This window comes from Bacillus sp. S2(2024), assembly GCF_050474045.1.
GTDB classification, from domain to species: Bacteria; Bacillota; Bacilli; order Bacillales; family Bacillaceae_G; genus Bacillus_A; species Bacillus_A yunxiaonensis.
The window spans coordinates 957,268-977,780 of the sequence record NZ_JBFLUS010000003.1 but is presented as its reverse complement, the minus strand read 5'-3'; the positions used below and the strand labels follow the sequence as shown (position 1 = coordinate 977,780).

General features: G+C 34.5%; 21 protein-coding genes and 1 riboswitch. Of the genes, 7 read left to right on the top strand and 14 right to left on the bottom strand.

Annotated features, from left to right (window positions below):
- Positions 1–42: 42 nt before the first annotated feature.
- Positions 43–86: riboswitch (PreQ1 riboswitch) on the bottom strand.
- A 234-nt stretch (positions 87–320) separates the two neighbouring features.
- Positions 321–1,529, top strand: a complete 1,209-nt coding sequence (locus AB1284_RS04940) for an ATP-binding protein (protein WP_429754349.1) — start codon at positions 321–323, stop codon at positions 1,527–1,529.
- Positions 1,530–1,539: 10 nt separating this feature from the next.
- Here the strand turns inward: AB1284_RS04940 and AB1284_RS04935 are convergent, their stop codons facing one another.
- The 4 genes from AB1284_RS04935 to AB1284_RS04920 all read right to left on the bottom strand — a co-directional run bounded on the left by AB1284_RS04935 (position 1,540) and on the right by AB1284_RS04920 (position 5,073).
- Complete coding sequence (locus AB1284_RS04935) at positions 1,540–1,656, bottom strand: DUF6254 family protein (protein WP_090915292.1); 117 nt, start codon at positions 1,654–1,656, stop codon at positions 1,540–1,542.
- A 180-nt stretch (positions 1,657–1,836) separates the two neighbouring features.
- Positions 1,837–2,370 (bottom strand): DinB family protein, encoded by a 534-nt coding sequence (locus AB1284_RS04930; RefSeq protein WP_429751197.1) that lies wholly within the window; start codon positions 2,368–2,370, stop codon positions 1,837–1,839.
- A 139-nt stretch (positions 2,371–2,509) separates the two neighbouring features.
- On the bottom strand, positions 2,510–4,204 hold the full coding sequence (locus tag AB1284_RS04925) for a M3 family oligoendopeptidase (protein ID WP_429751198.1): 1,695 nt from the start codon (positions 4,202–4,204) through the stop codon (positions 2,510–2,512).
- 422 nt (positions 4,205–4,626) lie between these two features.
- A complete protein-coding gene (locus AB1284_RS04920) occupies positions 4,627–5,073 on the bottom strand; it encodes a MarR family winged helix-turn-helix transcriptional regulator (protein ID WP_336482634.1) in 447 nt (148 codons plus the stop codon).
- A 173-nt stretch (positions 5,074–5,246) separates the two neighbouring features.
- Between AB1284_RS04920 and AB1284_RS04915 the strand changes: the two genes are divergently transcribed.
- On the top strand, positions 5,247–6,743 hold the full coding sequence (locus tag AB1284_RS04915; protein ID WP_429751199.1) for an ATP-binding protein: 1,497 nt from the start codon (positions 5,247–5,249) through the stop codon (positions 6,741–6,743).
- Between the two features lie 26 nt (positions 6,744–6,769).
- Here the strand turns inward: AB1284_RS04915 and AB1284_RS04910 are convergent, their stop codons facing one another.
- Complete coding sequence (locus AB1284_RS04910) at positions 6,770–7,051, bottom strand: aspartyl-phosphate phosphatase Spo0E family protein (RefSeq protein ID WP_429751200.1); 282 nt, start codon at positions 7,049–7,051, stop codon at positions 6,770–6,772.
- 508 nt (positions 7,052–7,559) lie between these two features.
- On the opposite strand from AB1284_RS04910, the gene AB1284_RS04905 reads away from it, so the two are divergent.
- Positions 7,560–8,333, top strand: a complete 774-nt coding sequence (locus AB1284_RS04905; RefSeq protein WP_429751201.1) for a divergent polysaccharide deacetylase family protein — start codon at positions 7,560–7,562, stop codon at positions 8,331–8,333.
- Between the two features lie 26 nt (positions 8,334–8,359).
- Here the strand turns inward: AB1284_RS04905 and cbpA are convergent, their stop codons facing one another.
- Both cbpA and AB1284_RS04895 read right to left on the bottom strand, forming a co-directional pair.
- On the bottom strand, positions 8,360–8,986 hold the full coding sequence (gene cbpA, locus AB1284_RS04900) for a cyclic di-AMP binding protein CbpA (RefSeq protein WP_429751202.1): 627 nt from the start codon (positions 8,984–8,986) through the stop codon (positions 8,360–8,362).
- 160 nt (positions 8,987–9,146) lie between these two features.
- Positions 9,147–9,776, bottom strand: a complete 630-nt coding sequence (locus tag AB1284_RS04895; RefSeq protein WP_336482629.1) for a class II aldolase/adducin family protein — start codon at positions 9,774–9,776, stop codon at positions 9,147–9,149.
- 455 nt (positions 9,777–10,231) lie between these two features.
- Here AB1284_RS04895 and AB1284_RS04890 point away from each other — a divergent pair, with 455 nt between their 5' ends.
- Positions 10,232–11,980, top strand: a complete 1,749-nt coding sequence (locus AB1284_RS04890; protein ID WP_429751204.1) for a B12-binding domain-containing radical SAM protein — start codon at positions 10,232–10,234, stop codon at positions 11,978–11,980.
- A 68-nt stretch (positions 11,981–12,048) separates the two neighbouring features.
- Here the strand turns inward: AB1284_RS04890 and AB1284_RS04885 are convergent, their stop codons facing one another.
- Both AB1284_RS04885 and AB1284_RS04880 read right to left on the bottom strand, forming a co-directional pair.
- Positions 12,049–12,831, bottom strand: coding sequence for a DeoR/GlpR family DNA-binding transcription regulator (locus AB1284_RS04885; protein WP_429751205.1), 783 nt, complete (start codon positions 12,829–12,831; stop codon positions 12,049–12,051).
- Between the two features lie 253 nt (positions 12,832–13,084).
- Positions 13,085–13,237 carry a hypothetical protein gene (locus tag AB1284_RS04880; RefSeq protein WP_429751206.1) on the bottom strand — a complete coding sequence of 51 codons (153 nt, stop codon included), beginning with the start codon at positions 13,235–13,237 and terminating at the stop codon, positions 13,085–13,087.
- A gap of 176 nt (positions 13,238–13,413) precedes the next feature.
- On the opposite strand from AB1284_RS04880, the gene AB1284_RS04875 reads away from it, so the two are divergent.
- On the top strand, positions 13,414–13,749 hold the full coding sequence (locus tag AB1284_RS04875) for a DUF3905 domain-containing protein (protein WP_429751207.1): 336 nt from the start codon (positions 13,414–13,416) through the stop codon (positions 13,747–13,749).
- Positions 13,750–13,993: 244 nt separating this feature from the next.
- On the opposite strand, the gene AB1284_RS04870 is transcribed toward AB1284_RS04875, so the two are convergent.
- From AB1284_RS04870 to phaR, 5 genes are all read right to left on the bottom strand, one after another.
- On the bottom strand, positions 13,994–15,343 hold the full coding sequence (locus AB1284_RS04870; RefSeq protein ID WP_429751208.1) for a TrkH family potassium uptake protein: 1,350 nt from the start codon (positions 15,341–15,343) through the stop codon (positions 13,994–13,996).
- A gap of 12 nt (positions 15,344–15,355) precedes the next feature.
- A complete protein-coding gene (locus AB1284_RS04865; protein ID WP_429751209.1) occupies positions 15,356–16,558 on the bottom strand; it encodes an NAD(P)/FAD-dependent oxidoreductase in 1,203 nt (400 codons plus the stop codon).
- Positions 16,559–16,758: 200 nt separating this feature from the next.
- Positions 16,759–17,844 carry a class III poly(R)-hydroxyalkanoic acid synthase subunit PhaC gene (gene phaC / locus AB1284_RS04860; protein WP_429751210.1) on the bottom strand — a complete coding sequence of 362 codons (1,086 nt, stop codon included), beginning with the start codon at positions 17,842–17,844 and terminating at the stop codon, positions 16,759–16,761.
- Positions 17,845–17,926: 82 nt separating this feature from the next.
- On the bottom strand, positions 17,927–18,670 hold the full coding sequence (locus AB1284_RS04855; RefSeq protein ID WP_429751211.1) for an acetoacetyl-CoA reductase: 744 nt from the start codon (positions 18,668–18,670) through the stop codon (positions 17,927–17,929).
- 152 nt (positions 18,671–18,822) lie between these two features.
- Entirely contained in the window at positions 18,823–19,299 is a 477-nt protein-coding gene (phaR, locus tag AB1284_RS04850; RefSeq protein ID WP_429751213.1) for a polyhydroxyalkanoic acid synthase subunit PhaR, read from the bottom strand.
- 195 nt (positions 19,300–19,494) lie between these two features.
- Between phaR and phaQ the strand changes: the two genes are divergently transcribed.
- Positions 19,495–19,944 carry a poly-beta-hydroxybutyrate-responsive repressor gene (gene phaQ / locus AB1284_RS04845; RefSeq protein ID WP_429751214.1) on the top strand — a complete coding sequence of 150 codons (450 nt, stop codon included), beginning with the start codon at positions 19,495–19,497 and terminating at the stop codon, positions 19,942–19,944.
- Positions 19,945–19,987: 43 nt separating this feature from the next.
- Positions 19,988–20,512, top strand: coding sequence for a polyhydroxyalkanoic acid inclusion protein PhaP (phaP, locus tag AB1284_RS04840; RefSeq protein WP_429751215.1), 525 nt, complete (start codon positions 19,988–19,990; stop codon positions 20,510–20,512).
- Position 20,513: the final 1 nt, after the last annotated feature.

Here is a 20,513-nt window from a genome sequence, read left to right as displayed (position 1 = left end):
TGTCATACTAAAAAAACAAAACAATATCTAAAGAATATTGTTCTCTCCTTAGTTTTTTATAGAGGGAGTTCGCGAACCTCTCCCACGCTACGCATGGACTGTCTTCTTCAATTTTCATCTTTCATTGTAACATAGCGGATGTAAGAGTGGAAAACGTCTGTTTTTTCTATCTTTTCTAAAAATATTATTTTATTTTCCTTCATATTAATAGTATGATAATTCTATATATCACATCTTTCACTTCTCACTACAAGGAGGTTTTAAAGCTGAAGCTTTTTATTATGTACCTCTTCTTAAATATATTGTTTATTCTAGTTACAATGCTAATTTATCATTTATTTTGGAGTGAAAAAGGAAATCGCTCTCCGAAGCTCAATTCGCTTGTATTTGTCCTGTCTTGCAGCATTACCGCTATTGTTTGTATGTCGTTTGCTGCAAAAGTTGATTTCGGCTTTCAATTCGACTTCCGACATATTGTGCTAATTGTCGGAACTTTATCCGGTGGCCCAGTAGCAGGTGGTGCAATTTTTGGCGTTATGAATCTATATCGTTTTTTTATTGGCGGCAACGGTGTCATCCCTTCTTTTATTGCATCTATCGTTTTGTACATTTTTCTTATTACAACATACAAAACATATATAAGAGGAAAAATACGACCAAAAATGTATTTAGCTTTTTTTTACAGCCTGATTTATGGCCTAGTTTGGATTCCTTATTTTCTATCTATAGTTCCAAATCCGAAGAACTATCTACCTTATATCATTACATACGAATTATGCACCATCATAGGAACGATTTTAATTTTATACTTAATGGACGTATTACAATCGCAAGTTCGTCTTGCAAAAGAACTTGTGAACGCCGAGAAATTTCAATTGATTGGTGAGATGGCGGCTTCAATTTCACATGAAATTCGAAACCCTCTTACATCAACGAGAGGATTTCTTCAATTGCTACAATCGAAAAACTACACAGAACAAGACAAACTGTTGTACTTAGATATCGCTATACACGGTATTGATCAAGCTAACCATGTATTAACAGACTATTTAACATTTGCAAAACCAAGTATTGAAAAAATACAAACGTTACAGTTAGAAGAAGAATTACTTCATGTTCTTACGCTCATGACACCATTAGCGAACCTTTCTAACGTTCGTATTCATTATACGAAACAAAGTAAAATATTTTATATAACGGGAGAAAAACACAAGCTTAATCAATGTCTTTTAAACATTGTAAAAAATTGCATTGAAGCGATGCCAAACGGCGGAGACCTTACATTTACCTTAACACCCGCTCATAAACACATCCAATTACATATTCAAGATACCGGAATTGGTATGAACAATGAACAAATAAAACGCCTCGGTTCCCCTTTTTATTCTACAAAAGAAAAGGGAACAGGTCTTGGAATGATGGTTGTGTTTAGTGTCGTAAAAGCAATGAACGGAAAAATTAAAATATCTAGTAAGAAAAATGTTGGAACATCTTTCCTTCTTACATTTCCTTTAATAGAAAAAACGTGATGCAACTGCATCACGTTTTTTTCGTTTCATCCACAAGTTCCGCAAAAGTTTTCACTTTCCCATGTGGCTGCTGATGTTCTTTTCGCGCTTTCCATTGTCGTTCTTGCTCCCGTTTTTTATTTCCCATTATTTCAACTCCTTTTAAGATGTCCTTATATATGTTCCGACATATAAAGTAGGAATATACATACATGAAACGATACACAACTCATGGAAATTGAAATAACAGTGGTGCATGTCACCTGCCATCCTAAAAAACTTCCATCAGTGGAGAATGAAGCTCATTCCACTTGATGGAAGTTTCACTTTATCTTTGCAAAATTGAATGTTTCGCTTCTTTCAACTGTGTAAGATGACGTTGTTCATGTAAATCTAAGAATTGTACCCATTGATATAAATTAAGCTCATCAAATACAGGGTGTTTAAGCGATTTTTCAAATAATTCTTTTTCATTAACAATGCTATGAAGAACATGCAAGAGCTTTTCTCTTGAACTTTGCAGCAATTGAATCATTTGTGCTTTTTTCATTATCGTTTCTGTTGGTTGCATTTGCTGAGGGGCTTCTCTCTTTCTTGTTCGATCGAGTGTAAGTTGAAGGTCTTGTAGTGGAACAACTTTTCTTTCGTTTTTATGAAGTGCATATACAATTGCGGATGTAACAGATTGTTCAACTAGATGAAGGTGATGTAAAACTTGCATTATACTCCATTTATCGCGGCGTGGCTTCGTGTTAATTTCTGTATCTGTTAACATTTCAATTTCTGATAAAAGCATCTGTCTTGTAGACGACATTCCTCGTAACAACGTCTCCATATTCATATTTGCATAAGATTGCGCCATATTTCTCCCCCCTATTTGGTTAAAAAGTGGCGCTTCTTCAAAGAAACACCTCTTTTTAAATTATTCTAAATTTTCTTTTATTATCTCATTTTTCCAAACATGTGTCGATTGTAAATTCATAAAAAACAGTGTATATTTTTTACAATTTTGTGTCATCTACTTCATCTAACCATGCATGAATTTCATCGATGACACTCTTCACACATCCATCAGCAAACGGAGAGATTAAATTTGCCGTTTCAACTAATCGTAAAAATGATTTACTTCCGCCTTGACGACAAAGGTGAACATAATCTTCCCATGCTTCTTGACGATTCTCTCTAGAGCGTTTCCAAAATTGAAGTGCACAAATTTGTGCTAACGTATAATCAATATAATAAAATGGTGAATTATAAATATGCGCCTGACGTTGCCAAAAGCCTCCGCGCTCTAAATAATCATTTTCTTCATAATCACGGTGCGGTAAGTACTTTCTTTCAATCTCACGCCAAGCTGCTTTACGCTCAGCTGGTGATGCGTCTGGATGTTCATATACAAAATGCTGGAATTCATCAACAGATACACCATATGGTAAAAATAGTAAAGCCGAACTTAAGTGTGAGAAGTAATATTTCTCTGTATCTTCTTCAAAGAATAATTTCATCCACGGCCATGTGAAAAACTCCATGCTCATAGAATGAATTTCACATGCCTCATACGTCGGCCAATTATATTCTGGAATTTCATACTGGCGGCTTTCATATACTTGGAAAGCATGTCCTGCTTCGTGCGTTAACACATCAATATCACCAGACGTTCCATTAAAATTTGAGAAAATAAAAGGTGCTTTATAGTTTTCAATATATGTACAATAGCCTCCGCCAGCTTTTCCTTTTTTTGCAACAAGATCAAGTAAATTATTTTCTAACATAAAGTTAAAAAATTCATTTGTTTCTTCTGATAGTTCTTTATACATTGTTTTGCCGTGATTCACAATCCAATCAGCATCACCTTTTGGTACAGCGTTACCAGATGCGTATTCAAAGTTCTCATCATAATACGCAAGCTTCTCTACCCCAATGCGTGCCTTTTGCCTTTGTCTAAGCTCTGTTGCAACAGGAACAATATAATCAAGAACTTGCTTACGGAAATTTGCAACCATCTCTGCATTATAGTCAGTGCGATACATTCTTGCATAACCAAGTTCTACAAAATTGTTAAAGCCAAGTTTCTTCGCAATTGTCGTTCTTACTTTTACAAGTTCATCATAAATATGATCTAACTCTTCTTCATGCTCTGCTAAAAAACCGTAATATGCCTCACTTGCTTGTTTACGCATATTACGATTTGTATGCTGCATAAACGGGACAAGTTGTGATAATGTTCGCTCTTCTCCTTCAAATAAAATTTTAGCTGCCGCTAATAACTGCGTATATTGAGAAGATAATTTATTTTCTAACTGTAAATCTGCTACCACGTCATCGGAATATGTCTTCATTTCAGCCTCTGCAAGTGCAAAGAGCTGTGTACCATAATATTCTTCTAATTGTTTTCGAAATGGGGACTGTGTTAATGCCTCATAATACTTTGTTACATACCCTTTCACAATTGGAGAATATTCATCAAAGAAATCTTGTTCTTCTTTATAGAATTCATCTGTCGTATCTATACTGTGACGAATATAACATACGTTATACATAGTGCTGAAATCATTGCGAATTGCATTAATATGTGCAATTACTTTCTTTTGTTCTTCCACTGTTTTTACACTCTTGAACTGCTGCAAAGCTTCTGTAAATCTTTCTTTCACTTCATCCATATTTGGACGTTTGTACTCATAACTTTCAAATGCCATGTAAATAGCCCCTTTCTCTTCTAAAAAGCATTCTCGTACTATTATTCCATATCTTTTGCAAATCCCCTTTATTGAACAGCAGAATTCACCTACATATATTTTAAAATTCATACATTTTAATTTCAAACTTGAGATACATTGAAAATTCTATACTATTGTTCATTAAGTAAGAAATATGATACAACTAATCATCAGTGAAGGGCTTACCGCTCGCAAATAGCGGGATAAAGTGAAACTTCCATCAGTGGGGGCTTCATCCCCCACTAATGGTTAGTTGAACCAATCGGGCTTTTACGGGCAGTTATCCCTCACCTATCTTCTTCGATCTTCTCTGCATCTTGAGGTGGGGTCTTACTGCCCGCAAATAGCGGGATAAATAAAAAAACTTTGAACTATGCATTCAAAGCTTAGAAGACTTTTTACTATTTCTCATATTTCCCTATCTTCTTTAACAACGTTAATAGTTGATCTTTCTCATCCTTGTTTAACATATGGAATGATTCATGTATGACTTTTTCATGATTCGGAAAAATATTGGAAATCAATTGCAGCCCTGATTCAGTTAAATGAGCATAAATGACACGCCGATCATTTGGACAAGGCTTTCGCTCTACAAGTCCTTTTTTTTCTAATTTATCAACAACATACGTAATACTGCCGCTTGCAATTAAAATTCTTTCACCAATTTGTTGCAATGGTTGATCTCCCTTATGATATAACAGTTCTAGCACTGCAAACTCTGTTGGATTTAACCCGTTACTTTGAATAGATTTATTGGTAGTATCCATAACCGAACGGTGTACGCGCGATAAAGCGATAAATACTTTTAACGATTTGGAAACATTCTCTCTCTCATACTGAGATGTCATAACTCTTCAATCCTTTACTAAATTTCTTTTCAAATAGCAATATTATATCAAATTTCAAAAACACCGTCTTGTTTCAACGTATTACAATAAAAAATAATAAAAAAATATAAAAGCACTGCATATTTAAGAATGTTTATATATAATGAAAATAAAAACAGAAGGAGTTAGCAATTTTGAACGTAAAACTACGCAACACGCTTTTATATATTTTGCTTGTTATATTGCCAACTCTTTGTATTAGCGCTCTCTTTTTTTCATACCACAAATATACAATGCAGCGCGAAAATAAACAGGCAGCTCATACAGTCGGATTTTTATATAGAGACTATTTAGATCGTTATTTAGGGGAAGCAACATCTGCATTAGAAATGCTTGCTATGGTTATTAGCACAAAAACGAAGGATAGTAATCAAATCCAACAAGTCCTACAAAGTACAGATGAAAGAGACCCTCGCTATTCTGGTCTGTATTATGCGAATACAGATTATAAAATTACAGTAGCATCATCCAGTTTAAAAAAAAGCTTTGATATCGCCGATCGTTCTTATGCACAAGAGGCTTTGAAAAATAAACGGACCACGGTTTCATCTGCAATTACTGATCGTATTTCTGGACATCGAGTCATTGCGATTGCTACTCCTGTTCTCAAAAAGAATAAAGAGGTTTCCGGACTACTCATAGCAAGTTTACGATTTGACTATATTGCAGCATCTTTAAATGAAATCAAACCAAAATACCATTTTGAAGTGCTTGATAAGCAGGGAATTACATTTTTACAAGATGATAATCACAAATTTGCTCAAGAAAAAATACAAACAATTACTGTTCCATTAACAAGATTACCGTGGAGCGTTTCTATTTATCCGTTACCTATTCAACAAAATATTCTATACCAGAACGTCTTTACAGAATGTTTAATAACATTCTTTCTTATGAGTATTTTATTTTTAGTTGGAAAGTATATGCTTCTGAAAAGGCAAACAAAATTGGAAAGAAAACAAAATGAAGTACAAAAAATGGAATTAGTTGGCTCTCTTGCTGCAAGTACAGCTCACGAAATTCGTAATCCTCTTACAGGCATTAAAGGACTCGTCGCTCTTTTAAAAGAAAAACATACAAATGAACAAGACCAATTTTATTTCTCAATTATTGAACAAGAAATTGAGAGGATTAATGAAATTGCCAGTGAATTCCTTATCCTTGGAAAACCAACTGCTATTATTGAAAAAACATACGATTTAAGAAACATTGTAAAAGAAGTTTCGTTAATTATTCAATCTGAGGCAAATTTACATAACGTTCAAATTTCCATACATATGCCAGAAAATCCAATTCTTATTCGTTGCTCAAATGATCATATCAAACAAGTTATTTTAAATATTACAAAAAATGCTTTTGATGCAATGTCATTAGGTGATACATTGACAATTATAGCCGAAGCAAGCGGAAATACAGCTCAATTACGTATTATAGACACAGGGAAAGGAATTCCAGAACACATCCAAAAACATATTTTCCATCCATTTTTTACAAACAAAGATACAGGAACAGGACTAGGCCTTGTCGTATGCAAAAGAATCATTGAAATGTACAATGGTCAAATTACGATTAAAAGCAAAGAATATGTAGGAACAACTGTATGCATTACACTCCCGCTCCATTCACAATAATCATCCCTTTTTCCATACAGGGATGATTATTTCATAAATGCTGTAATAAACATTCTCCAAAACACATTCGATCTCACATTGTTTGACGTTTTAAAAACTGGCGTTTTTATCATTAAAAACCATTTCGATACTTTATTCTCTTTGTAACGTTGATATTTCATAATAAGCATGTCCAATTCTTGACTTACTTGAATTGTCTCTAGACTATTAAGTCCATTTATAAGCCCTAAATGAATCATTTCTTCGCGCTTCACATTAATATCGCGTAAAAGCTTGTCCAATGTAGATTTCCTTTTTGCTACAAACATACATATCCCCCTCGATATTCTTCGGTAATCTGTATTCCTTTCTTATTAAAAATGGAATTTTCTGTTTTTAATCCGTTAAGTGTGAACGTTCAGAAAATTAAACATTTTCTCCCTGTAATTTACAAATCTTTATCCTCACCTTGAGAATTATTACAAATTATTCTATCTTTGTAAATACATTCGCAATAATAGACATTTTTTTTGTTTTATTTTAGTTGAAACCCCTCTTAATTATAATTTTTCCTCTTTTTTACAATTACATTTTCGACATTTTATGCGGTTAAATTACTTCAAAACGTAAACGATAACAGTAGACTATCATTTATCCGGCTATTCGCGGGCAGGAAGACTCCCATCCCAAGACTATGAGAAATTAAAGAATATAAATGAGGAAACCATCAGCAGATGAGATCTCCTATCTACTGATGGTTTCCTCATTTAAACCGAAAATGAACAATCTCTCGTCTATTGATGGGTGTTTTGTATTATTAAGAAGGGAGAATCTTACATGCGAAAATATATTGCTATCTTTTTACTTACGGCGCTACTGCCAGTCATAACTTTTTCTGTACCGACCTACGCTCATACAAATAAAGTAGCAATTGTCATTGATGACTTTGGAAACAATATGAAGGGAACGGAAAAAATGTTATCTCTTCCTATTCCGTTAACCGTTGCAGTTATGCCATTTCTTCCATCCACAAAACAAGATGCAACATCAGCTCATCAAAAAGGACACGAAGTTATTATACATATGCCGATGGAGCCTGTAAAAGGAAAAAAAGAATGGCTTGGTCCAAAAGCTATTACAACAGACTTAAGTGATGATGAAATTAGAAGTCGCGTCAAACAAGCAATTAAAGAAGTTCCATTTGCAATTGGAATGAATAATCATATGGGTTCAAAAGCAACTGCTGATGAAAGAGTGATGCGTATTATACTATCCGTTTGTAAAGAACATGGTCTCTTTTATTTAGATAGTAAAACAAGCCCAAACAGCGTTGTAAAAAAAATTGCTGAAGAAATTGGTGTACCTACTGTAGAAAACAAGCTATTTTTTGATGATGTATATACTTCTTCTCACGTAACAAAACAAGCAAATTCTCTTTTGAAGAAAATAGAAAAAGAACCTGTTATGGTAGCTATTGGTCATGTTGGGCCACCAGGTGAAATTACCTCTTCCGTCATTCGGTCTTATATTCCGAAAATTCAAGAAAAGGCTGATTTCATCTTCTTATCTGATCTTGTATCACCAGCGCCACCTGTTTCTTCACAAAAATAGAGAGAGGCTTCTGCCTCTCTCTATTTCTAAATACGGTCTACATGACTGACTCGAAAACCTTTTTTTTCTAATCTTGCCACTAATGCTTCTAGCTCTTTTTGGTTTAAATCCTCTGTAAGATTAACAATAACACGCCTTATATATTGATCACCATTATCTAACGTAAATAAACCACCGATATTATAAGACTTTAATAATGTGCCAAGCTCTTTAATAATTCCTTTAGATTCATGCGTCGCTAACGTTAATATATACCCACCTGTATTCATTCCAAATGAGTCTTCAATTACATCAAAAATATTTGAATGTGTTAAAATGCCCACAAACTCATGGTAATCATTTAGTACAGCTAGAAATGGCAGTCGACGAATTGTATAAAAAGCTCGGAAGAAAGAATCACGCTCAAAAATAAATGCTTGCTCATTTTCCATTAGCTCCGAAACTTTTTCTTTGCTTCCTTCTTTCTCCCTACATTTATTCTCTAACATATCCGCTTTATAAATAATACCCTTGAAAGTCTTACTATCCTCTGTTAAGACAGGAATCGCTCTATATCCACAATGATCCATTATCTCTAACGCCCGTTCTACATCTTCATTCTCTGAGCAAGTCACAACCTGTTGCTTTGGAAGAAAATGATATTTAACTCGCAAAATACGTTCCTCCCCACATGACGACATGTAATCTATATATAATAAGGAGAGCCATATTTTATGAGTAAAAATTCATTTATAAAAACGCTTTCATTTTCAAAGTTTCTTTGTACCTTATCCCATCTCTCTTTAGGTATTTCTACCTAAAGAAGACTTTCAATTAAATAACTGAGCTTTTCGTTCCTTTAATCATTAACAGTTTCACATGATAATTCATTAAGTACTCTAATCCTTCTAACCATTTTTTTGTTTCTTCTGGCGTTGTTCCCCATACAATTAATCCGTAATTATGAACAAGCACAGCTCCTCCGCCCTCGGTAAAGCAAGGCACACTCTCTTCTAGCAAATTCGCAAATTTACTTTCATTTTCTACAATTGGAATTGTAATACCTGTAATGCCCTCCTTACCAAAAACACGTTCTACATTTCTTTGTTCAAACGTTACTTCTCCTTCTTTTCCATATAACTCAGACATTAAATGACTATCAACTGTTTGTACTTGTAAAATGCATTCTGCCTGACTTTTCTTATAAATATCTGCATGCATAAATGACTCTGAAGCTGGTTTCTCATCAATAGCAAATACTGGTTCACATGTACTATTGACTACAATAAAATCATCTTCCGCAAATAATCCTTTATCTTTCCCTTCTATATTAACTAAAAATGTAAGCGGATCTTTAGACGTACGCATTGATAAGCTAATTTTTGTCCCATAAAACCAATCACGAAGAGCCAATTCCATCTTAATATCCCGTAATTCTTTCCATTTCTTTAAAAATAATAACACATTGTCACCCCCGTATTGTTATCTTCTGTTTCTATGTAAAAGGCGATATTTTTTTGATAATTCGCAAAATTTAATTGAATTATCACATGAGAAACCTTTTTTGTCAATACGCTTTTGCCATGTTCCATAAACTTTATCCAAATAAAGAGAGCCCTGTTATAAGGCTCTTTTGTTCATCATAATTTGCAGCATGGCATTCTTCTCTTGTTCATTAATAATGCGTAGTTTTTGTAGTATATGTGCATATATTATTATCTTCTCACGCATTCTGTTACTCACCTCTTCTCCCTTCTTTCCCATAACCAACTTTTTTTCTGTTGGTAAATTATATGACGATCAAGAAAAAATGTGTCCTTTTTTTTTGCACATAGCCAACATTTTGCGAATGTTGTTTTTTTCCATATATATGCCTATACTAAACAATGTAATTCTAAATTAAAGTTGAGGGAAAAAATATGAACGTTGTTATTAGTACGTTAAACGCAAAGTACATTCATACAAATCTAGCAATTCGTTATATCAAAGCATATGCCCAGCCTGAATTTGATTTAGAAATGGCTGAATATACGATTAACGATCCTGCCATGAATATTGTTACTGATTTGCATAAGCGTAAACCTGATGTAATAGGATTTAGCTGTTATATTTGGAACATCGAAGAAACAATTGAAGTCATTCAAATGCTCAAGAAGATTAATCCAAATCTTATCATTTTTGTCGGTGGTCCAGAAGTTACATATGATGTGACAGATTGGCTAAAACGTGTTCCAGAAATCGATTTTATTATTATTGGTGAAGGAGAAATTGCTGTAAAAAATCTTCTATTTGAAATACAAGGTGCACAGCAATTTGAAAAGCTTGACGGTATCGGATTTATAAAAGCTGATGGTACCCATGTAATAAAACCGCAACGTGAGAAGCTAAACTTAAAAGAATTACCATCACCATATCGTTTTCCGGAAGATATTCCACATTTAAGTAAACGCATTACCTATATTGAGACAAGTCGTGGTTGTCCGTTTAGCTGTCAATTTTGTTTGTCTTCTATTGAGGTTGGCGTTCGTTATTTTGATCGCGAACGTATTAAAGAGGATATTCGCTACTTAATGAAGAATGGTGCACGTATTATAAAATTCGTCGATCGTACTTTTAACATTAGCCGTAGCTATGCCATGGAGATGTTTCAATTTTTAATTGATGAACATGTACCTGGAACCGTATTTCAATTTGAAATTACAGCCGATATTATGAGGCCTGAGGTTATTGAATTTTTAAATACACATGCCCCTGCTGGTTTGTTCCGATTTGAAATTGGTGTACAATCTACAAACGATCAAACAAACGACCTTGTAAAACGACGTCAAAACTTCGAAAAACTGACGAGAACAGTTACAATGGTTCGTGATGGACAAAAAATCGCACAACATTTAGACTTAATTGCCGGACTGCCCGAAGAAGACTATCAATCATTTAGAAAAACATTTAATGATGTCTTTGCTTTAAGACCAGAAGAATTACAACTTGGCTTTTTAAAACTGCTGCGTGGTACAGGCCTTCGAATTCAAGCAAATGATTATCAATATGTATACATGAATCAGGCACCATACGAAATGCTTGCAAATAATGTCCTATCATTTGATGAAATTATTCAAATCAAACAAGTTGAAGATGTATTAGAAAAATATTGGAATGCCCATCGTATGGATAACGCTGTGTCATATGTCATATCTCATACATTTGATACACCTTTTGATTTCTTCCAAGAATTTGGAACTTATTGGGATACACAAGGATGGAGCAGAATTGGACACCAACTAGAAGATTTATTCCAACGTCTGTATCAATTTTTAAAATCAAGAAAAACGACACAACTTCATACGATTAAAGCGTTATTGACAGTTGATTATTTACAAAATCATAAATATCGTCCTCGTAAATCATGGATAACGGAACAAAGAAAAAAAGAGGAAATAAATTCCTACTACAAAATAATTATGGAACGTCCGAACATACTAGGGGACGAATTTGCCGCCCTTCAATTGACAGAAAAAGACTTGTATAAACGCACAATTGTAGAGTATATACCATTTGACTATCATCATTACATGAAGCATAGTGAAATGATTTCAAAACCTTCCATCCTTGTTGCCTACTACAATCCAAAAACGACACAATGTGAATTATATGCAACAAATGTGAGCTGATTAACAGAACTTACATAATTTCACAAGAAAAACAGGGGCTTTCATTCATACCGAAAGCCCCTGTTTTTCTAACTAATAGTCCAGCGAATACCCGCTCTCTTTACCTCTTCTTCAAAGCTATGTGGCATGCTTTTATCACAAATGACATGATGTATATCTAAAAATTCAGAAATACGATAATTCCCTCTTATTCCCAGCTTTGTATGATCGCATAAAATAAATGTTTCTTCTGATTGTCGAATCATAGCTTCTGATAACTTCGCTTTCTCTAATTCAAAGCTTGAAACTCCGAAAGTAGGCAGAAGTCCATCAATTGAAATGAATGCTTTATCAAAGTGAAATTGCTGAATGGCTTGTTGAGAAATAGACCCTGATACCCTGCAATGCTTGGGAGTCACTTTTCCACCAATAAACAACAATTGACCATCAAATATTTTTTTATTAATAGAAGAGATTAATTGCGTTGCAACAGGAAATGAGCTCGTAATAACAGTTAAATTTTTCCGATGAATGAGATATGGTACCATTTGTAGTGGCGTACTGCCGTCATCAATAACAATCACATCGCCATCTTCTACAAAAGTTGCTGCTTTATAACCGATACGTTTTTTTTCTGCTATACACAACATTTCTCTTTCTAGCATCGGAGGCTCTATTCCAGTAACAGGAAGAACAACTGCTCCCCCGTATACTTTCTTTAATTTCTTCTCACGATCTAAGTCTTCTAAATATCTACGAATTGTCTCTGTAGATACTGAAAATTCTTTTGCAAGTTCTGACACCTTTACTTTTCCTCTTAACTCTACTTGTTCAATAATGCTCCGCTTACGGTCTTCTCCGACAACAGACATGACTTCACCTCCAGTTATACAAATTCATATTTCTCTTCTATTGTTTTCTTATGTACAACCTCAATATAAACGTAAAGTGTAAAACCCATATTAAACAAAGATTAATCTTTTGTTTAATGTGGATTTTTGTGTAATACATTGGTACTTCTATGTTTTCTCCCTCTTTTTCGCCTACGATATAATAATAAATTTACAATTAATTAAAAAATCTATAAAAAATCCCACAAAAAAAGAGACGTTTATAAAAAACGCCTCAGTTTTTCTTGCCTTTTTTCGAATTGCGATTTGCATATTTTGCAACATCTTCATTCTCGTACTCGACTGCAAATTCCGCATCCGGCAAGCTTTCTTTTGGAGTTTGATTGTTTCTTGCAGCTGCGTTACGACTTACCTTTCGTTTTACCATACGAAACACTCCTTAATCCTTTATATAAAACCAACGCTTACAGTACTAATATGGACATTGAAACTCCACTCTATAGATGGTAACTGTTAACAAGTTGCGAATATGCAATGTGAGGAAATGCTATAAATTAGGAAGGTATATATGCCTTTCACTTTCATAAACAAGGAGCGGTAAATGTGAAGAGAAACCAACCAATCGACTCTCCGATTCTTGATGAAACAATTCCGCATCAAATGAATTTTCCTTCCTTTAAAGGAACTGGTATCACGATGCAACCGCCATTCACCAATGAGTATGGCGTGATTATTGGCGATAGCCAATATAATTCAGAAAATAGCCCCCTGAATCAGTGGAGTGATGATATTGATCCTGCTATTATGGCTGGAGACCAATGGGTACATCCAACAAATGATATCGGCTGGATTTCTGAAGAAAATCAAGAATTACTGCAAAAGAACAATAATGATTCAGAAGAAACTTTTATGCATCCGCAGTTTGGTATTAACGATTAATACAAAAATGGCTGTTTCCAAAAGATTAGTAAATACCAATCTTTTTGGAAACAGCCCCTTCTTTTTATATAAATTAAATTGATTTTTGTACTTGGGCATAAAGTGAAACTTCCATCGGTGTAGATCTTACTTCCCGCGAATAGTGAGATAAAAACATTTACACAAGTATTCTTTTCTGAGAAAAAAATATTTGTGTAAAAATAATAAAACTGTCCAAAAATGATACTTTTGGAACAGCTTCTTCTTATCCAATAATAATCCGTTCTTTCGGATACCTATATCGGGGTGGTCTCTCTTTTCCGCCAATTACAAATATGAACGTTAAAATACCAATCCGCCCGATAAACATGAGTGCCATCAATACAATTTTCCCAGTTGTTGTAAGTTCTGGTGTTATTCCAGTCGATAAACCAACTGTGCCAAATGCTGAACATACTTCTACAACAAGGTTCATTAATGGAAATGGTTCCGTTATACATAAAACAAATAGTGCTACGGCACATAGCAAAGCACCCATCAATGTAACAGCAAATGCTTTTACAATATCTTCTTCGTGTAATTGCCTTCCAAATACTCGCACACTTTTACCGCCTTTTGCAAAGGAATACAATACGAGGATACTAACAGCAAATGTCGTAGTACGAATGCCACCGCCAACAGAGCTTGGGGAAGCTCCAATAAACATTAATATACTCATAAAGAAAAGTGTCGGAGGCGAAAATTCTTGAATATCCATCGTTGCTAAGCCGCCACTTCTTGTTGTAACTGATTGAAACAATGTATAAAACAACATTTCATCCCATGATTTCCCGTGTAAAAAATGATTCCACTCTAACAGAAAAATAACGATTGTTCCAACAACCACTAAAGTAAAGAACGTTGTCGTTGTGAGTTTTGTAAATAATGAAAACCGAAATAATTCATGTTTCTTTTTACCTATATATTGCTTGACTTCAATCAATACCGGAAAACCAATTGCCCCTAAAATAATAAGAAGCATATGAATAATTTGTACGATATAATCTTCTTGATACGGTACAAGCGATTGTCCCGTCAAATCAAATCCGCCATTCGTTGTAGCACTAACAGCTGCAAAAAAACCATGAAAATAAGCTTCCTTCCAAGTAGGGAAGTAGTTTAAAAATCTTGTTCCTAATAACAGTGCACCAATTACTTCAATTGAAACAATTAATATTAAAATAGAGCGCATTAAATGAACAAGTCCAGCTAAACTCCATTGATTTTGATCTGCCATAATTAGGCGCCGCTGCTGCAGGCCTATTTTCTTTCCTGTGATCATCCAAACAAACGTACCAAGCGCCATAATACCAAGGCCACCTAATTGTAAAATAAGCGCCAATATAACAATACCTGCTGTAGTAAATGTATCTGGAATCGACACAACGGATAAACCTGTTACACTTACTGCACTAACAGATGTAAATAAAGCATCAATAAATGTCCACTTAACTCCTGGCTTTATAACAAATGGCATGCTTAATAATATAACAGACACAATAACAGCAATACCATAAAATAAAACGATGAGCTGTACCGGCCTTAAATGTTGTAGCAATTTCCTAATAGCTTTCATTCCATCACTTCTTTAACTTTTTTTACGACGAAATATTTCGAAATCCGAACTACTGCCATGTGCAAATAATTCTTGAAATATTTTTGCAAATACCATACCATAGACGGTACCATTCCCGCCATAAGTTAATGCATAATAGAGATTTGCAATTGATTCATCCTCTTTCAAAATGGGCATTCCGTCATGAGTTCCGCCAAATATTGCTGCCCAATAATATTCTGCTTGTACATGTTTCAACTGTGGAAATAATTTTGATGTTATTTGAACAAGAAGATTTCTTTTATGTAGTAGGTGTGTGTCACCATATTTTTGTAACATCATCGGTTCATCTAAGCCACCGATTATAATTCGATTCTTATACGTGCGGCAATATAAATACGGACGCGCAGTTTCCCAAATTAACGACTGCTCGTACCATCCATCAAAATTTGGTTGTTCATTTGTGACAATTGCATAAGAAGTTGCCAAAGTTGCATTTGCTTCTTTTTTTATTTGTTGCGTTTCGTATCCTGTAGCTATAATAACCGCTTTACATATAATTTTCTTTCCATTTTTAGTATAACAGATTGTATCTTTATGAACAGATTTAATATGAATAATCTCTGTATCTTCAAAAATAGCCGCTCCATTCTTTTGCGCTTTATGAATAAGAGCATGTGTTAACACATACGGATTCACTTCCGCATCTCCTCTTGTGTATAAAGCAGCTGGTTTTGTAAATGAATAACGTTTCGTTATATCTTCTTCTGTAAAAAACTCAACAGGAAAATCATAATATCTTAAGGTTTCATACTCTTTTCTTAGAAATGAAACATCATCTTTATCACTTGCATAATATAAGCTTCCTCTACGAATAAATTCAGGATCTATATCGAGTTTTGTTACTACTTGCTCCAAAGTATCCAGCGCATCATAACATAAACGATATGCTCGAACTCCTTTTTCTTCACCAAATCTACGCACAAACGAAGTTAATGATTTATCTTGAGTGTATTGTAACAACCCTGTATTCGCAAGCGTACTTCCGCTTGCAACTTTCCCTTTATCTACAACTGTCACATGTAGTCCAATTGCCGATAACATATATGCAAGTTGAGCACCCCCTTGACCACTTCCAATAATAAGCACATCACATATCATATCATTTTCCAAATTTTCATAACAAGGTATAGAAATCCCTTCATCCCAAAACAATTTTCCAAGTAGCAGTTCCATCAAATCTCTCCTAAAATAAGTTTATCTTTCTTTATCCCATTATTTTTCGTTATTTTCCATAAAAAAATCCAGCTAGTTTTCACTAGCCGGATTATACTATCATGCTTTAGCAGTGGGATTTTCCACTTCTCTCAATGCAAAATCACCCGTACTCAACTAACTATTAGTGGGAAAAATCATCCACTAATAGCAGTTTCGCTTTACTTTGAACGTTCCTCAAGCCAGTTACCAATTGTCGGATACGTTTGTTTCACTGCTGTTCCTCCGTATACAATTGACATATGCCCTGTCGGAATACACACATATTGCTTATCCACACTAGAAATATGATCTAACAATGCTTCCACTTGACATGGGAGTGCAATATGATCGCGTTTAGCAGAAATGTTCAATACATTTGCCTTAATATTTTCTAATTTCACTTGTTGGCCGCGAATGACAAGTTCCCCTTTTACTAACTTATTTTTTTGGTAGAACTCACGAATCCATTGGCGATATGCTTCTCCTGGAAACGGAATTCCATCCGCAACCCATTTTTGAACTAATCTCCAACTTTCTACAAACTGTTCATTTTCTGAGCGATCAAGAAGCGCTACATATGGGCCTACAAAATTGGAAATTGGTTTTAACATTTTATTTCCGAAATCAATCATTTCTGGAGGAATATTCCCAAATGTATCAACTGCTTTATCTAAATTAAAATATTTTTCATCTAATAATGGTCCATATAAACCTGTATCCGAGAAGTCAAACGGGCTCGTCATGAAAATTAAATTACGAATTGGCATATGCGGATGAAGGGCAGCATAAATAGAAGTTAAAGTTCCGCCCATGCAATAACCAAGAAGAGAAATCTCTTCCGCATTTGCTGTGCGCAATACTTTTTTTACAGCTTTTGCAATGTAATCAAGAACAAAATCATCAAATTTCAAATGACTATCTTCTAAACCAAATGTTCCCCAATCTAGCATATACACATCAAAGCCACGGTCTACTAAATATTCCACTAAACTATTCCCTGGTGTTAAATCCATAATATACGGTTTATTAATAAGAGCATAAATTAACAAAATAGGAACAGAATGTGTTTTTTCTTGTTTTGGAATGTAACGATATAACTTCGTCTTGTTTTTCGTCCAAATAACCTCTTTCGGTGTTAAGCCCACTTGCGGCTCCGGTTCACGAAGTAACACTTCACTTGCTCGTTTAAAGCGTCGATATGCTTTTCGATATTCCTCTGGATATAACTCTAATTGTTTTTCCCATTCCGCTCTTAATGTTGTCATTTTTACAACTCCTTTATTTTCATTTCTTTTAGAAAGAAAGAAGTGCATACCTATCATAGACATGCACTTCTTTGTTGTTAGATTACATATATAAACCGCCGTTAATATTTAATTGCTGTCCTGTAATGTATGCACCATCGCGGCATAAATATACAACACCTTTTGCAATTTCATCTGCTTGACCGAAACGTTTCTTCGGAATTTTCGCTACGATTTGCTCACGAACATTTTCCGGAACTTCTGCTACCATCTCCGTATCAATAAAGCCTGGACAAATCGCATTTACTGTTACATTTGTTCTTGCAAGTTCTAATGCTAAAGATTTTGTGAACCCAATCATACCAGCTTTTGCAGCTGAATAGTTCGTCTGCCCAAAGCCACCAGCTTGCCCAATAATAGAAGAAATACTAATAATTCGTCCTTCTTCTGCTTCTGTTATGTATGGAAGTACAGCACTTGTTGTATTAAATACGCTGCTTAAATTTACATCGATAACGCGATCCCAATCTTCACGGTTTAACTTTTTAAATGTACGATCTCTCGTAATACCAGCATTGTTAACTAAAATGTCCACTTTACCAAAATGTTGTACTGTTTCTTCTACAAGACGCTTCGCATCTTCTAATTTAGAAACATCCGCTTGACAAGCATATACATCATGGCCATCTTTTGCTAGCTCATTCACAAGGTTCTCAGCAGCGTCTTTACTGCTATTGTAGTTAATCACTACTTTTGCACCTTCTTGTGCTAGTGCTACTGTAATTGCTTTTCCAATTCCCTTTGCTCCACCTGTTACGATTGCTACTTTTCCATGTAATTGAGCCATTTTTGCTCCCCCTTTGTTATAATTCGCGGCCACATGATGGATGAACTTTTCCTAGACGTCCACCGCAATGAATAGACACATTTATAAATGATATACCGCGCTAGAAAGAGGTTCTCCCTTCCTCTTTCTGAACGAGTATATATTTAACGAAATTATTTTTTATTATCATTTTTCGCTTGTACTGCTTGTACTGCTGGTACTTGTAATTTTTCTAATACTTTATTTTGTTTTTCTAACAATTCCAAAATTTTATCTAATTTATTTTCTAGTGTATGAATATCTTGTTTTACTTTTGTTACATCACGCTTTATTGTAGGAGATTGTCCAAGAGACTCTATCTTTTCATCCAAAAACTCTTCGATATTATCAACTTTGTTTTCTAAATTGATCACAAGAGAAGCAACTCTGGCGATATCTTCTTGCGTTGGGATATTCACTTTCTCTAAATACCCCTTCGTTGCATCATTCATCATCTTTTGATAAAACAAATTCAAATCTAGAACGCTTCCCATCCATGCAGAATATTCTTCTGTCTTGACTGTTTCATTGAGCGTCTTTCCCCAAAACTTTTCTGTCTGTTCGTAAACTTCTTTCCAAGCTTGTAATGGATCGAGTTTTTGTTCAATCACTTCTCCTACACTCCTTCATTTAGTTATTGAAACAATTCAATCTATTCACTATTTTCTAATATTCTGACTAAAAGTTCAAGTGTGTATTTAATTTTTTATTTTCTAAAAACACATTGACAAAAAATACAGATAGGTGTAAATTGCACATATAAGAAAAAAATTCCATCTAACTGATTCATGAGGTGATGCACAATCATGCTACAAAATGAACCAGAAAAAAAAGAAAGTTTGGACACAACCCAAACGAAACAACCAAACTCCATGCCAAAAAACTTCTTAGTTCCATTCTTACTTCTCTGTCTTAAAGACTGGAGTCTTCACGGTTACAAACTCATTCAAATGCTAATGGATATTGGCTTTTCTTCTATTGATCAAGGCAATGTATATAGGACTTTACGCAAACTAGAAAAAGAAAACCTCATATCTTCTACTTGGGATACAAGTGAAGGGGGGCCAGCAAAACGGATTTATTCTTTAACGGAATATGGAGAGGAATATTTAACATCTTGCGCTAGTTCATTTGAACAATACCAAAAAATGCTTCGTACGTTTTTTAACCTGTACACAAATGCATTCTTCCCATTTTCAACTGTTCCAACAAAGGATGAGAAATCTTCATCCTCTTTTGGTGACACAGCAGATTAATCTGCGTTCACAATATGTAAAAAATTTATTTGGGGGTCAAGTCATGGAAACGAAACCACACGAACTTGTTGATGCATTCTGGAAAAATTGGTCACACTCTCTTTCCCTTTTTTCTTCAGCGGGAAAACAAATGGAACAACTTACATTAGAAACGTTGAAACATCAGCAGGAAGCTTTGCATAAATTAACAGAAAGTACACAAGAAATCGAAAAAGAACTTCAACAATTTTCATCACAAGCAAGCGCGCAATATAGTGAATATGTAAAACAATTTGCTGGGCATTCCTTTAATGAACAAATTGATGACTGGCAAGAAAAATGGAATGAACTTTCTAACCATATGCACCAACTTACTGTGTCTCCAACAAAAGCATCTTTATCTTTACTTTCACAAACAAGCGAGCAATTCGAAGAAGCAGTCAAACAATTAATTAGCCAGCAACAACAACAACGTCAAGAGGTTCAAAAACAATTAGAAAGTTTTTTAGAAGAATTCAAATCCATGCAACTAGACCTCGTAAAAAAGTTCGAGGAAAACTCAAACAATCTATTTACTTCCATGAAATAAG

Bases quoted from the DNA above. Each gene is read 5' to 3' on its own strand.
- AB1284_RS04935 (WP_090915292.1), bottom strand. From the start codon at position 1,656: ATGGGAAATAAAAAACGGGAGCAAGAACGACAATGGAAAGCGCGAAAA.
- AB1284_RS04905 (WP_429751201.1), top strand. From the start codon at position 7,560: ATGCGAAAATATATTGCTATCTTTTTACTTACGGCGCTACTGCCAGTC.
- AB1284_RS04855 (WP_429751211.1), bottom strand. From the start codon at position 18,670: ATGGCTCAATTACATGGAAAAGTAGCAATCGTAACAGGTGGAGCAAAG.
- AB1284_RS04880 (WP_429751206.1), bottom strand. From the start codon at position 13,237: ATGGTAAAACGAAAGGTAAGTCGTAACGCAGCTGCAAGAAACAATCAA.
- AB1284_RS04870 (WP_429751208.1), bottom strand. From the start codon at position 15,343: ATGAAAGCTATTAGGAAATTGCTACAACATTTAAGGCCGGTACAGCTC.
- AB1284_RS04925 (WP_429751198.1), bottom strand. From the start codon at position 4,204: ATGGCATTTGAAAGTTATGAGTACAAACGTCCAAATATGGATGAAGTG.
- AB1284_RS04930 (WP_429751197.1), bottom strand. From the start codon at position 2,370: ATGGCGCAATCTTATGCAAATATGAATATGGAGACGTTGTTACGAGGA.
- AB1284_RS04890 (WP_429751204.1), top strand. From the start codon at position 10,232: ATGAACGTTGTTATTAGTACGTTAAACGCAAAGTACATTCATACAAAT.
- AB1284_RS04920 (WP_336482634.1), bottom strand. From the start codon at position 5,073: ATGACATCTCAGTATGAGAGAGAGAATGTTTCCAAATCGTTAAAAGTA.
- AB1284_RS04910 (WP_429751200.1), bottom strand. From the start codon at position 7,051: ATGTTTGTAGCAAAAAGGAAATCTACATTGGACAAGCTTTTACGCGAT.
- phaP (WP_429751215.1), top strand. From the start codon at position 19,988: ATGGAAACGAAACCACACGAACTTGTTGATGCATTCTGGAAAAATTGG.
- phaC (WP_429751210.1), bottom strand. From the start codon at position 17,844: ATGACAACATTAAGAGCGGAATGGGAAAAACAATTAGAGTTATATCCA.
- AB1284_RS04885 (WP_429751205.1), bottom strand. From the start codon at position 12,831: ATGTCTGTTGTCGGAGAAGACCGTAAGCGGAGCATTATTGAACAAGTA.
- AB1284_RS04940 (WP_429754349.1), top strand. From the start codon at position 321: ATGCTAATTTATCATTTATTTTGGAGTGAAAAAGGAAATCGCTCTCCG.
- AB1284_RS04865 (WP_429751209.1), bottom strand. From the start codon at position 16,558: ATGGAACTGCTACTTGGAAAATTGTTTTGGGATGAAGGGATTTCTATA.
- phaQ (WP_429751214.1), top strand. From the start codon at position 19,495: ATGCTACAAAATGAACCAGAAAAAAAAGAAAGTTTGGACACAACCCAA.